Origin of the sequence: Colwellia sp. BRX8-9 (assembly GCF_014077245.1) — a bacterium.
Lineage (GTDB): Bacteria > Pseudomonadota > Gammaproteobacteria > Enterobacterales > Alteromonadaceae > Colwellia_A.
This window is the reverse complement of record NZ_JACGVN010000008.1, coordinates 25,615-39,882: the sequence shown is the minus strand read 5'-3', so window position 1 is coordinate 39,882 and position 14,268 is coordinate 25,615. Positions and strand designations below refer to the sequence as shown.

At 38.5% G+C, this 14,268-nt stretch carries 8 protein-coding genes; 7 read left to right on the top strand and 1 reads right to left on the bottom strand.

Features of this window, described 5'->3' with window-relative positions:
- Window positions 1-125: 125 nt before the first annotated feature.
- Window positions 126-1,229: a YCF48-related protein gene (locus H4J70_RS08595; RefSeq protein WP_182213618.1), complete on the top strand. Its 1,104-nt coding sequence runs from the start codon at window positions 126-128 to the stop codon at window positions 1,227-1,229.
- Window positions 1,230-1,461: 232 nt separating this feature from the next.
- On the opposite strand, the gene H4J70_RS08590 is transcribed toward H4J70_RS08595, so the two are convergent.
- The gene (locus tag H4J70_RS08590) at window positions 1,462-2,478 is read right to left on the bottom strand and encodes a LacI family DNA-binding transcriptional regulator (protein WP_182213617.1); all 1,017 of its coding nucleotides are present in this window, start codon (window positions 2,476-2,478) and stop codon (window positions 1,462-1,464) included.
- A gap of 219 nt (window positions 2,479-2,697) precedes the next feature.
- Between H4J70_RS08590 and pgi the strand changes: the two genes are divergently transcribed.
- From pgi to H4J70_RS08560, 6 genes are all read left to right on the top strand, one after another.
- Window positions 2,698-4,338, top strand: a complete 1,641-nt coding sequence (pgi, locus tag H4J70_RS08585; protein WP_182250941.1) for a glucose-6-phosphate isomerase — start codon at window positions 2,698-2,700, stop codon at window positions 4,336-4,338.
- A gap of 434 nt (window positions 4,339-4,772) precedes the next feature.
- Window positions 4,773-7,322, top strand: a complete 2,550-nt coding sequence (locus H4J70_RS08580) for a TonB-dependent receptor (protein ID WP_182213613.1) — start codon at window positions 4,773-4,775, stop codon at window positions 7,320-7,322.
- 146 nt (window positions 7,323-7,468) lie between these two features.
- On the top strand, window positions 7,469-9,040 hold the full coding sequence (locus H4J70_RS08575; protein WP_070375820.1) for a tryptophan halogenase family protein: 1,572 nt from the start codon (window positions 7,469-7,471) through the stop codon (window positions 9,038-9,040).
- 12 nt (window positions 9,041-9,052) lie between these two features.
- Window positions 9,053-10,606: a tryptophan halogenase family protein gene (locus H4J70_RS08570; RefSeq protein ID WP_083278020.1), complete on the top strand. Its 1,554-nt coding sequence runs from the start codon at window positions 9,053-9,055 to the stop codon at window positions 10,604-10,606.
- 39 nt (window positions 10,607-10,645) lie between these two features.
- The gene (locus H4J70_RS08565) at window positions 10,646-11,347 is read left to right on the top strand and encodes a SapC family protein (RefSeq protein ID WP_182213612.1); all 702 of its coding nucleotides are present in this window, start codon (window positions 10,646-10,648) and stop codon (window positions 11,345-11,347) included.
- Between the two features lie 90 nt (window positions 11,348-11,437).
- Window positions 11,438-14,095 carry a family 20 glycosylhydrolase gene (locus tag H4J70_RS08560; RefSeq protein WP_182250940.1) on the top strand — a complete coding sequence of 886 codons (2,658 nt, stop codon included), beginning with the start codon at window positions 11,438-11,440 and terminating at the stop codon, window positions 14,093-14,095.
- Window positions 14,096-14,268 lie beyond the last annotated feature (173 nt).

Below are 14,268 nucleotides of genomic sequence, written 5' to 3'. Positions count from 1 at the left end.
ATTTACAACTTAATGACTGACAATTTTGTTGCTTTGTCTCTTTGTCAGTGTTTGATGTTTATCACTTGTTAAATATTTGAAAATATTGAATAGTAGCGCTATGTTCACTTAAAATAATAATTATCATGCTATCAATTCTTTCAATATTACCAGAAGTTAAAGTAAGCACTCGCTTAATTCGTATCTTAAAATCTCTTAGTATCACGACTGTCTTTTACTCGGTAATTGCCAGTAGCACTACTATCGTTGATTTGCCGTCTTGGCAACATACGGTGCTGCCAGGTTCACCTTCTTTGCGCGGAAGTGCTGTTATCGATAATTCATTGTGGGTTAGTGGTAGTAATAAGACTGTTTTTGTTAGTCAAGATGGAGGTAAAACTTGGTTGGATAAATCAGTAGATAGCCCTATAAAAACAGGTTTTCGCGATATTGCCTTATTCGATAAGCATACCGCTATTGTTATGGGGGTTGGCAGTGGAGAACAATCTGTACTTTACAAAACCATTGATGGTGGCGATAGCTGGCAGTTACTTTATCAAAATGAAGATAAAGATGGCTTTTTTGACTCCATCGCTTTTTGGGATGGTGATAATGGTTTGTTGATGGGAGATCCTGTCGATGGCTTTTATGTTATAAAAAAAACCAGTGATGGTGGCAAAACGTGGCGCCGTATCGAGCAGAGTAATATCCCGAAATTTGTTGAAAAAGAAGCCGCTTTTGCGGCCAGTGGTAATACCTTAATTGTTGGTGACAAAGGTAAAGCTTGGCTTACTACGGGTGGATTTTCAGCATCAGTTTATAGCAGCGTCGATTTTGGTGAAACATGGCAACGTGATCGTGTGCCACTGTACTCTAAAACACAAACCGCCGGCGGTTATGGTTTAGCATTAAATGCCAAGCAACAACTTTTTGTTGTTGGCGGAGACTATGAACAGCGTCCTGCAAGTTACCCTAATATGGCAACTTTTACCGATAACCAATGGCAGTCAGTCAATGCTGGGCAATATGGCTTGCGCTCAGCAATGAGTTGTCAGGGAAATATTTGTCTTGCTACAGGAAAAACCAGTAGTGATATTTCGCTTAACGCAGGAAAAACGTGGCAAGTACTAGCAAACCCACAAGGTAAAAAAGACGATAAAGGCTTCTATACCCTTGCGAGCGATAAGATGATGTTTTTGGCGGCAGGCGCGGAGGGTAAAGTTGGCGTTTATTCATTTAGACAAAAGTAATATTTCATACTTGCTTATCAACATAGGCTGCAAGTGATAATCAAACTAAACTTTATCGTTAAAGCGTTACGCTAGTCGATAAAGTTTAGTGTTTTCTGACAATTAACCCTGTTTAGCGGTTGAATCACGGACAATCAACCTTGGTGTGTAATGATGAACACTGTCCGTTGAAAGGCCGGTTTGTTGTGGGTTATATATTGCGCTAAGATTTAACTCAATGAGCAATTATCAATTAGCTATGTTTACCGGTTGAATCACGGACAATCAATCTTGGTGTGTAATGATGAACACTATTTTGAGGGGTTTGTTTACGCGATTTTGCAATCAATAAGTTGGCTGCATCTTCAGCGATTTTTTGGTTCGGCTGATTTGCTGTCGTTAAACGTGGCCATGTTTGGCGAGAGAAGGGCGAGTTTTCAAAACCAGCAATAGAAAGTTGATCAGGTATTGATATCCCCATTAACCGAGCGGCAAACAAAGCACCCGCCGCAATTTCATCGTTACATGAGAAAATAGCAGTTGGGCGAATATCTTCAGACATTAATTGCTTTGCGCCAAGTACGCCAGATTCAAAAGAATACTCGCCATTAATAATTAACCGCTCATCAAGTGCAATGCCATTGTCAGACAAGGCTTGTTTATAACCTCTTAAACGTTCAACAGTTGACATATGTGCTGCTTCACCGGCAATAAAACCAATGTGTTTGTGGCCTAAATCAATGAGGTGTTGAGTAATACTTACCGAAGCCGCATGGTCATTTACCATAATGCAGGGGGCTAATTCATCGGGTGCTACATCGCCAGACATTATCCGAACAACATCAACATTTAGGTCGATAATTTTTTGGACAAATTCAGGCATTTCAGAAAAAGGTGGAGTGAGCACTAAACCAGCGACTCGTGTCTTTCTAACCATGTCGGCAATTTCATCAAGTACATGTACTGATTTTGCTTGGCAAGGATGAATAAGTAATTCAAAACCTTGTTGTTTACAAGCCGCTAAAATACCATTTTGCATATCAATGACATAATATGCGTTAGGGTTATCATAGATAAAAGCAATGCTGTATGCCTTAGTACCCGCTAAGTTTCGTGCCGCTAAGTTGGGCTGATAATGTAAATCATTTACGGCTTCCATGACTTTATCTCGAGTCAATTGTCGTACAGATGATTCATTGTTCATTACTCTTGAAACGGTTTTTATCGAAACACCCGCTTGTTTGGCAACATCGTTTATTGTAGCTTTCATCGGTTAAAACAGCCTTGTGTATTATTCTTGTTATGTAACCCTACTGCAGCGCAACAGAATATTGTTTCTTTGGCACGGCGGCAACTACTTATTTTAAAATAACTCAAACCTTTATACTAATCTATAGAAATAAAGGATAAAAATTCAAATTGACAGCGCTGTCATTATCAAATATGGTACAACATTGAAGGGTTAAATTAATGCACTATAGGAATATTTATGTCAAGTCGTCAAACACTCAGTAGTTGGAAAAAGCTGACTCAGCTTGCTCAACAGAAACAATCTCAGCACATGAATGATCTGTTTGCTCAAGACAGTGAACGCTTTGACAAGTTTTCTATAGAGTTACCTAGATTACTGTTAGATTATTCAAAGAACCTCATTGATACTGAAACAATGGATACACTGTTCAATCTGGCTAGTGAATGTAAAGTCGTTGAATGGCGCGAAAAAATGTTTATTGGTGCAAAAATCAATAAAACAGAAGACCGTGCTGTTCTTCACACAGCTTTACGCCGTAAAAGCAAAGAGCCTCTCATTGTTGATGGTGAGAATGTCACCACCAGCGTTCAAGTACAGTTACAGAAAATGGAAGCTTTTGTTAATCATGTTCGTGAAGGTAAGTGGTTAGGTTATTCAGGAAAGCGTATTACTGATGTGGTTAATATTGGTGTTGGTGGTTCCAACCTTGGTCCACAGATGGTCACCGAGGCGTTAAAACACTACAGTGATAAAAGCATTAATGTTCATTATGTTTCTAATGTAGATGGCGCGCAAATCGTAGAAATACTTCGTCCGCTTGACCCAGAAAGAGTGCTATTTATTGTTTCCAGTAAAACCTTTACCACGACCGAAACTATGACAAATGCTAAAACAGCAATAAGGTGGCTTACCGCATCGTCGTTTGATGATAATGCGGTCGGTAAACACTTTGTTGCAGTAACAGCGAATAAAGAAAATGCCATGGGGTTTGGCATTAAAGAAGAAAACATCTTCGGGATGTGGGATTGGGTCGGAGGGCGCTTCTCATTATGGTCAGCAATCGGTTTAGCAATAGCGTTAGATCTGGGCTTTGATAAATTTATAGACTTGCTTGATGGCGCTAATCAAATGGACGAACACTTTCAAAGTGCACCACTAGAAAAAAATATGCCGGCAATAATGGCTTTACTCAGCGTTTGGAATACCACTTTTCTAGGAGCTAGATCTCAAGCGATCCTTCCTTACGATCAAACCTTACATATGCTCTCTGCTTATTTACAACAAGCTGAAATGGAGAGTAATGGTAAATCTGTTTCGTGGAATGGCGATGAAGTTGACTATGCCACCGTACCTTCTATATGGGGTGAACTGGGTATTAATGGTCAACATGCCTTTTATCAGTACCTGCATCAAAGTAATAATGTTGTACCAGCTGATTTTATTGGTTCGGTTGCCAGTGTTACGCCGGTGTCTGGTCATCACGAAACGTTAATGTCGAACTTTTTTGCACAGACACAAGCATTAATGACCGGCGTCAATGAAAAGCAAGTTCGTGCTGATTTAAAAGCAAAAGGACGGACAGCTGATTACATCGATAAGGTGGCTCCTCATAAAGTGCACAAAGGGAATCGTCCAACCAACACTATTCTTTTAAAACGTATAGATCCTAAGACGTTAGGCAACTTAATTGCACTCTATGAACATAAAATATTTGTGCAGGGTATTGTGCTGCAAATATGCTCTTTTGACCAATGGGGCGTTGAATTAGGCAAGGGCTTAGCAGAAAGTATTCATAAAGAGCTGCAAAGCGGTAATGTTTCGCCGAGTCATGATTGCTCTACGCTTAACTTGATGAACTATTATAATAAAGCTAAATAAGCTTTAATTTTACTTTAAAACGCTGATAAATTGTCAGCGTTTCTATTTTTGAAACAATGAAAATTAATAAAATTACCTTTTTAGACTTCATTAATGACATTAAATTATAGTATTCACTAAAGTAATTCTTTATTCATTAAACGTTACTTTAAATGAATAAAGTAGTGCTAAAAACGTATAATAATTGCTTGTGTGTACGAAAATAATACAGGGTGTTTACAAAAAAACTAAAATAAAACTCTATTGTTTACAGTTCGTTGCATTAAAGGTGCTGATTAAATCGTAATCAAGTGTAGCCAGATGGTCATTTATTGTGTAATGTTTTACCCGACCTATGACAACGCTGTCATGAATTAAAAAGACAGCGCTGTCTTTGATAGGGTTATAAAAACATAACTATTATATTTAAAAAAAACGTGTGTAAGGGAAAGTCGATGTCAATTCAAAAATTTAAAAAAGGCATGTTAGCGAGTTCAATCGCTCTAGTGCTAGCGGGCGGTGCTACACCATTCGCAATGGCTGCTGAAGAAGTTAAAGCTGCCGAGCAAGAAACTGAAGTAATTGAAGTTCGCGGTATTCGTGGTTCTTTGAAACAAGCATTAAATCAAAAGAGATTTTCTAACGCGGTTGTTGATTCAATTTCTGCAGAAGATATTGGTAAATTTCCCGATAGAAACATTGCAGAGTCACTACAAAGAATACCTGGCGTAACGATTGCCAGAAGTTTTGCTGGTGAAGGTGGTGATGTTTCTATCCGCGGTACTAACTCAGAATTAACCCAAATCAGTATGAATGGTAACTATGTTGCTTCAACAGGATGGTTTTCACAAGCAGCAGCAAAGCGTTCTTTTGATATGGATTTATTACCACCAGAACTTGTCGCTGGTGTTGATGTTTATAAATCGCCAACAGCAAGCCTTGATGAAGGTGGTGTTGGTGGTACTGTCGTTGTGCGCACTCGTAAGCCTTTAGAACTAGACTCTAACACCTTGTTTTTATCTGCTGAATACCAAGATAACAGCCTTTCTGACGAAAATGGTCAAGGCTTAACGGGCATGTATAGCTGGAAAAACGATCAAGAAAACTTTGGTGTTTTAGCGAGTTTATCTACGCTAGAAACTGTTGGGCGTGCGCACAAAGCAGAAAACTATATGGATGATGGTTGGGCGGGTGCAGGTATTTCAGAATTCGCGCAAACTCGTGAACGTGATGCGGTTGATCTAACTGTTCAGTATTCACCCTCTGAAGATTTATCAATGAATGTGCATTACTTTCAAGTTGATCTTGATTCTGCTAACAGTAACCAAAACTATTTAATTATTGCGGGTACAGATCCAACCGGCTTTAATGACCAAGTTACTGGAGCGACTAAATTCTCTCCGACTAATGGTTTTGCGCTAAATGGTAACTATTCTGGTGCGCCACTTGATGATCAGAATACCCGTAATGCTGAAATGGATACCGAAGTCATCGCATTTGAAGTTGATTATACGGCTGATACCTATTCAATTAATGCCAAAGTTGGTTCTACTGAAGCAACAGGTGGTGACGGTGGTAACTACAATGCTGGTTGGGTTTCAAGTAACAGTAATACCTCTATTGATTTCGATATGAGTGGCGATAATGCGATGTTGCTTTCTCCTAATGGTACAGATCCAAGCAACCATTCTGAATACATTTTAAGTAGTGGTGCTGTTACTGCTGGCTATCGTAAAGACGAAGAGACTTTCGCACAGTTTGATGTTGATTTTAACGTTGAGTGGGGCCCAATTTCTAACTTTAAAACCGGTGTTAAGTTACGAGATCATCAATTTACAAGTTACTCAGATGCATGGACGTTTGATGATAGCTTGACTACAGGTATCACTAAAGCCACATTTGCGGATGGTCATTTTAATCACTCTGGTGCAGGGTTACTTTCGGGTACTCCAACAAACATTGCGCGTGCAGATGGTGCACAATTAAGAGCGCATTATGATGCTCACAAAACGGGTTCATCATTAAACACAAACAGTTACGGTGTTATTAAAGAAGATATTTTTGCTTTATACGGACAAGCTGATTTTAGTGGCGATAATTATCGCGGTAATTTCGGTTTACGCTATGTGGCTACTGATACCTCTGCTGATTATTACGGTTATGTAGATACCGCTACAATCGTTACAGAAGACAGTGATTACTCAGATTGGTTACCTAGTTTTAACTTAGCACTAAATCTTCATGAAGATGTCATATTACGTTTGTCTGCTGCTAAAGTAATGAGTCGTCCTAATTATTCGTTCTTAAATCCAGCGGCTAGCGTTAACGAGACTACTCGAAGCATTGCTCGTGGTAGTATTGCGCTTGACCCATATCGTGCCAACCAATATGACATTGGTTTAGAATGGTACTTTAACGAAGAATCTTTATTATCAGCAACCTTGTTCTCTAAAGATATTCGTTCTTTTATTATTAACGGTGCTAACGAGTCTACTGTTGATGTCAATGGGGTAGATTATATTCTACGTGAACCCGGTCAAGGTTTAGGTGGTGAACTTCAAGGTATAGAAGGTCAATACCAACAGCAAATGGGTGAGTTTGGCTGGTCAGCTAACATTACTTATACTGAAGGCTTTGGTTTACAGAATTTAGGCGCTGATGGCGGGGGTATTGTTGAAAGACCATTACCAGGGATGTCTAAACTTAGTTATAACTTAAGTGCCTACTATGAAACTGACCTTATTTCAGCTCGAGTTGCTTACACCTACCGTGACGAATTTATCGCTCCGTCTACCGGTATCGGTGGTAACACTGCGTGGGATGCCCATGGTTTTTTTGACGCGAATGTTACTTGGCATGCCACTGAAAACTTAGATGTAAGTGTTGAAGGTTCTAACTTATTCGAAGAAACGACTACTCAACGATTTGGTGAGGGTTTCACCGCTATGCGTTTAGCGGCAGATAATGGTCGCAACGTATTCTTAAAAGTATCTTACCGCTTATAACGGGTAATTTGTTTCGATGAGAGGATAGGTTTTACTTCCTTTCATCGTTATTCTAGGCTTAGTATATATTTTTCCTAAATATCTATTGAGCCTCAATTTTATACATGAACTCCTTTCAACCCTTCATTACATGATGAGCTTTCACAATGACTACAGTTAATAATGATATTTTAATTATTGGCGGCGGAACCGCTGGTTGGTTAAGTGCTGCTATTTTGGCTAAAAGCTTAAATTGCAAAGCAGAAAATGGCATAAAGGTCACTGTCGTTGAATCACCAGATATTCCTATTATTGGTGTTGGAGAGGGGACATGGCCTAATTTAAGAGCTACATTACATAAAATAGGCGTGAGTGAAACTGACTTTATTCGTGAGTGTGATGCAACCTTCAAGCAAGGAGCTGAATTTATAAATTGGGCTACAACACCTAAACAGAATGAAAAATCAAGTTATTACCATCCACTTGGCACGGTAAGTCACTCTTCTTATGACTTTAATTTAGCTCCCTATTGGTTGTTAAAAAATAAAACGACTAGATTACCTTATGACCAAGCAGTAGCTTCTCAGGCAAGAATTTGTGACCAAGGTTTAGCGCCTAAGCAAATCGTTATGCCCGAATACAGTGCTGCTCAAGAATACGCATACCATTTAAATGCCAATAAATTTTCTAACTTTTTAAAAAAACATTGTATTGATAATTTAGGGGTGAAATTTGTTAGTGCTAATGTGACGAACATCGTCTTGGATGAAAATGACTTTATCACACATGTTGAAACAGATCATTGTGAAGAAAAGCAAATATCCGCAGATTTTTTTATCGATTGTAGTGGCTCTAAAGGGCTTATTATTAAGCAAACTTATAATATTGAATGGCATGATATTAGCGATGTTCTTTTTAATGATACGGCTTTTGCTGTTCAAGTTCCTTATGCAGATAAAAAGCAACCAATCAAAACACACACCTTATCGACAGCACAAGAAGCTGGATGGATTTGGGATATTGGCCTACAAGAAAGGCGCGGCGTAGGTCATGTTTTTAGTAGCAAATATATTAGTGATGAAAAAGCTAAACAACAGCTCATCGACTATATTGGCGAAGATTATACCGACGATCTGGTTATTCGAAAAATTCCAATAAAGCTCGGCTACCACCAGAAATTTTGGCATAAAAATAGTGTTGCCATTGGCATGTCTGCAGGTTTTGTTGAACCACTAGAAGCCTCCGCTATTTATTTGTTTGATGCGGCAGCTACCATGATTGCAGCGCAATTTCCTCGTGACAAAAAGCAAATGCTTTATGCGGAGCAACAGTTTAATCAAAACTTTAAAATTCGTATGGAACGAACGGTTGAATTTATTAAGTTACATTATTGCATTTCAGCGCGCAGAGATTCGCAATATTGGATTGATAATTGTGAGCCAACCACAATACCAAATAAGTTAAAACAAAGACTCGAATTCTGGAAAAATCAACCACCGACAAAGTTCGACTTTGACCATGCATGGGAACCCTTTAACTTAGACAGTTATTTGTATGTATTGTATGGCATGCATTATCAAACAGATTTATCAGGCAATCTTTCGGCTTATCCAGATGTTAAAAAAGCTGAAAAATTATTTTCTAATGTTGATCGACAAAGTGAATTATTGAAAAATCAATTACCCAAACAACGCGATCTCATTGAAAAAGTAAAAGAATTTGGATTTAACAAAGTATAAAGGTGTTATTGAATGGATGATGGAATGATTAATCAAGTTGTTATTGTTGGGGGAGGCACTGCTGGCTGGCTAACAGCGGCTAAACTTGCAAAGCATCTTGGCTCGAATAAGTCAGATGCAGTGCAGGTTACTCTTATTGAATCACCTGATATTCCAACCGTGGGCGTCGGTGAAGGTACGTGGCCAACCATGCGAAAAACATTGGCTGATTTAGATATCGAAGAACATGACTTTATTAATTATTGTAATGCCTCTTTTAAGCAGGCAACAAAATTTGTTAATTGGCGAACGCCTGCTAAAAATGGTCAAGACTCTGTTTATTATCACTTGTTTAGTTCTGTTGCCCATGCAGATGAATTTAATCTCAGTCCTTATTGGTCTTTGTCAGATCAGCAAATAGATTACGCTAATTTTGTTAGCCCTCAGGCGCTTATTTGTGAAGGTGGTTTAGCACCAAAAACAATAGCTAATAGAGGTTACGATGGTTTATTAAATTATGCTTATCATTTAGATGCAGGCAAATTTGCTGATTTTTTAAAAAAGATAAGCTGCGAACGTTTCGGTGTTAAGCATTTAGCGGCAAATGTATTATCCGCAAATTTGAATGCTTTAGGTGAAATATCCTCTATTGAGACAAAAGAGTTAGGGCGTATTGAAGGTGATTTTTTCGTAGATTGTACGGGGGGGCGCTGCTTATTGTTAGGTGAAGCTTTAGGGGTCGGGTTTACGCCAATTAATGACGTTTTATTTACCGATAATGCGATAGCGATACAAGTACCTTATCAAAATGAAGAGGATGCTATAAGTAGTTCTACTATTTCAACAGCACATTCTGCGGGTTGGACATGGGACATAGGGTTGTCAAATAGGCGTGGTACTGGCTATGTTTATTGTTCTGATTTTGTCAGTCATGATCAAGCAGAGCAAACATTACGTGATTATATTGGTCCACAAGCAGAACAACTGTCAGCGCGAAGGTTAAAAATCTCATCAGGGTATAGAAACAAATTTTGGGAAAAAAACTGTGTGGCAGTAGGCATGTCTGCCGCTTTTGTTGAGCCCTTAGAGGCTTCAGCTATTTTTCTTATTGAGGCTTCAGCCAATATGCTGTGTGAATTATTTCCTCGTAATAAGCGACAATTACCTGCAGTTGAAAAAACATTTAATGACTCATTTCACTACCGTTGGAAAAGGACGATAGACTTTATTAAGTTACATTATTTTTTATCTCAACGACAAGAAAGTTTTTGGTTAGAAAATAAGTCTCTAAATTCCGTACCAGAAAGTTTATTAGAACAACTCGATAATTGGAAACATCGTCCGGTGAGTAAATATGATTTTCAAAATACCTTTGAACCTTTTATTCAAGACAGCTACCAATATGTTTTGCACGGCATGGGCTACGTACAAGCATTAGAATATAACGCTTCAACGTTTAATGAACATCGTATGCTTGAAAGCATTTTAAAGAAAAATGCTAAATTAAAACAACAGCTACAAAATAATCTGCCAACCAATAGAGACTTACTGAATAAGGTAAGGGCTTTTGGTTTTCAAAAAATATAAAAATATAAAAATATAAAATAAATATTACTGGAGAAATACATGGCTAACTTATCGCCACTCAATAAAAGTCAGCATCAAGCACTGAAAGTAAAAGTAGACCCTAGTTATGCACATAGTGCTAATAGCCATGTTACCCCTATTTCCGTTTTTGAATTGCCGCAAGTTCAGGCGGAATATCCTATTGTTTTTATTAAGGATGCAGAAACAGGACGTTTCCACTTAGTTGCGTTACTTGGCTTAAAGCCGCAGGAAAATTTGTTTCATAAAAAAGAGGGCTGGAATGCTTTATATGTTCCTCAGCATTTGACTAACTTCCCTTTTGTATTATCGTCGTCTGTTGAACAACCTAATAATTTTGTTGTGGGTATTGATTTAGACAGTCAAACGGTATCAGAGAGCGATGGCGAAGCATTGTTTACTGATACGGGTGAGCAAACAAAGTATTTAGTACAAGTCACAGAAAATCTTGCTCGAGCTAATTCACAGCTTAATGCAACGCAACTTTTTATCAATACAATGGTAGATAAAAGTTTACTCTCTTCTCAATCATTAACGATTAAACCTATTAACGCTAAAGAGTTCACGGTAACGGGGTTATATTCCATCGATGAAGAAGCCTTTAAAGATTTAAATGATTCAGACTACCAAGAATTAAAAGACAAAGGGTTTCTTGCTGCGATATATAGTTGTTTGTTTTCTACCCAGCGGATCGCGAAGTTAATTAGCCTTAGCGAAAACTAAACATCAATATCGACTAATTACAATGGAGCCTGAACCCCGAAGAAGTTTTGGCATTCTATTGATTAACCTAAACTTGTGAGTAAGAAAAACATGAACAGACAACTCATTGTCTTATTTTTGGTAACGAGCATAAATTTATTCGGCTGTGAAAAATCACCAACTCATTCCGCTACGACCAATGACAAGACCCAGCAAGATGTATTACTTAAGCGCTTAGTTAAAGCGACTCAAACTGATATTGACAAGATCGCTGAAACGCTCAATGTTAAGTATAAAGTATTGACCAATATACCCAGTGATAAGTGTGATAAAAACATTGCTGACGGTAATTGCTTTGAAGTTGAACTAAGTTTCACCGCAACTCAATCTATAACTAGTAATGATTGGCATATTCACTTTAGTCAAATTGCGCCTATTCAATCTTTTGAGAGTGAAGAATTTTCTGTTGTTCATATTAATGGCGATTTACATAAAATATCGTTGAATGATAAGTTTAAAGGCTTTACTGCAGGTGAAACCAAAACCTTATTGTTTAGAGCTATGTTTTGGTCGTTGTCTGAAACAGATGCTTTACCTAACTATATTGTCAGTGCAAATAATTTACAGCCACGCGTTATAGCCAGTACCAAGCCATATAAAAACAGTGAAACAGGATTAGAAGTACTGCCTTATGTTGTGCCGTTCACTGATGTTGAAAAGCAGTTTAAACGCACCGCCCAAGATTCTACTCAGTGGCTTGATGCGGCAAGTTTATATCAAAGAAATACTCAATTAGGTGAGCAAAAGCTCGATGTGAGCAAGGTGATTATACCTACGCCGAAGTCGGTTATTTATAGTAAGAATAATGCTCAGCTTAGTCTTACTTCTGGTATTCATCTTGATTATGGCAATGTCGACAAAGATGATGTTATCGTAGCCATTACTCGCTTAGACACCTTAGGTATTGCTAATAATACTCAAGGCAAGCCTGTCACGTTAAGACTGCTTGAAGACAACAGCAAAATGATTGGCAGTTACCAATTAGACATCACCACAACAGATATTAAGATCACAGGTGTTGACGGCGCTGGTGTTTTTAATGGCTTGCAATCACTATCAAGCTTAATCACCTTAGGTTCAACGCAAGTACCTGTGTTAACGGTTAATGATGAACCTCATTATGAGTTTCGCGGTTTGTTAATTGATGTTGCGCGTAACTTTCACGATAAGACGTTTATTTTAACGCTGCTTGATCAAATGGCAGCTTATAAACTTAATAAGCTACATTTACACTTAGGTGATGATGAAGGCTGGCGATTAGAAATCCCCTCGCTCCCCGAGTTAACCGAAGTGAGTAGCAGGCGCTGTTTTGATTTAAACGATAAAAATTGTTTATTACCACAACTGGGCGCGGGTATTGACCCTAAAAGTGAAGTCAATGGCTATTATTCTGTGGCTGACTATCAAGAGATATTACAAGCAGCAACGGCTCGCCATATTCAAGTGATCCCCTCTTTAGATATGCCCGGGCATTCACGTGCTGCAATTAAAGCGATGGCAGCGCGTACCAAGAAATACGCCATAGCTGAGCAAGATGACAAAGCAAAACAGTTTATCCTCCATGATGCTAATGACCCAACGGTCTATTCATCCGTGCAATTTTACAATGATAATACCATCAACGTTTGTTTAGAGTCTTCTTACGATTTTGTGACTGAAGTGATGACTCAAGTTAAGAAAATTCATGCTGATGGTGGTCAACCGTTAACGCGTTATCACATTGGCGCAGATGAAACTGCGGGCGCTTGGATAGAGTCTCAAGCCTGTAAAGACTTTATTGCCAATAACGATAAAGGTGTTAAAAAAATGAGTGAACTTGGTGCTTATTTTATTGAGCGTGTTGCTGGTATTTTATCAGCATTAGACATAGAAACCGCAGGTTGGAGCGATGGTATGGAGCATACCCGCAAAGAAAATATGCCGGCTATTGTTCAGTCGAACGCTTGGGATACGTTAGCGTGGGGAGGTCATAACAAAACCCATCAATTAGTCAATAGAGATTGGCAAGTTGTGCTGTCATCACCCGATGTACTTTATTTTGATTTCCCTTATGAAGCTGATCCCAAAGAACATGGTTATTATTGGGCCTCTCGCCACACTAACACCGAAAAAGTCTTTCAATTCATACCCGACAATTTACCTATTCATGCGGAGTTTTGGTTGGACCGTCAAGACAATCCTTATCAAGCCGATGATAGCCAAACCCCGATGAAGTTAGGTAATCGTTTCCTCGGTATCCAAGGGCAGTTATGGAGTGAAAATACTCGCACTGACCATACGGCGCAATATAAATTATTTCCACGACTGTTTGCTTTAGCCGAGCGTGCATGGCACTTAGCTGATTGGGCAGTTCCTTATAATTATCAGGGGGCTAAATACAGTCAGGCAACTAAATTTTTTACTGCAGAGAAAAAAGCCCTGCGCGATCAACAGTGGCAATTATTTGCGAATACTATCGGTCAAAAAGCCTTAATTAAATTAGAAAATGATAACATTTTTTATCGATTACCTACCGTAGGTGCCATCGTAAAAGAAGGGAAACTTTATGCCAATATTGCTTTTCCTGGTATCGCTATTGAGTATCAAGTATCGGCGGGCAATTGGACTCGTTACCAAGGGCCAGTAGCTATCGAGGGCACAGTAAACGTTCGCAGCATTAGCTTTGATGGACAACGTAAAGGTCGGGCAGTAACGATTAATAACCACTAATTTATGGTTTACGCTCTTGGCGGGCTAGTTAATAAAGCCCGCTTAATCAGACTATTCATTATTTATTTTGTAATAGAAAAATAAAAAAAGCATTTTTATTAAAAAAACAAATGACAACGCTGTCATTTGTCGTTAAGATAAAATCAGATTACATTTTAGACACTGGCTGTTTA

Coding starts and splice junctions, on each gene's coding strand:
- H4J70_RS08595 (WP_182213618.1), top strand. CDS start 126: ATGCTATCAATTCTTTCAATATTACCAGAAGTTAAAGTAAGCACTCGC.
- H4J70_RS08590 (WP_182213617.1), bottom strand. CDS start 2,478: ATGAAAGCTACAATAAACGATGTTGCCAAACAAGCGGGTGTTTCGATA.
- pgi (WP_182250941.1), top strand. CDS start 2,698: ATGTCAAGTCGTCAAACACTCAGTAGTTGGAAAAAGCTGACTCAGCTT.
- H4J70_RS08580 (WP_182213613.1), top strand. CDS start 4,773: ATGTCAATTCAAAAATTTAAAAAAGGCATGTTAGCGAGTTCAATCGCT.
- H4J70_RS08575 (WP_070375820.1), top strand. CDS start 7,469: ATGACTACAGTTAATAATGATATTTTAATTATTGGCGGCGGAACCGCT.
- H4J70_RS08570 (WP_083278020.1), top strand. CDS start 9,053: ATGGATGATGGAATGATTAATCAAGTTGTTATTGTTGGGGGAGGCACT.
- H4J70_RS08565 (WP_182213612.1), top strand. CDS start 10,646: ATGGCTAACTTATCGCCACTCAATAAAAGTCAGCATCAAGCACTGAAA.
- H4J70_RS08560 (WP_182250940.1), top strand. CDS start 11,438: ATGAACAGACAACTCATTGTCTTATTTTTGGTAACGAGCATAAATTTA.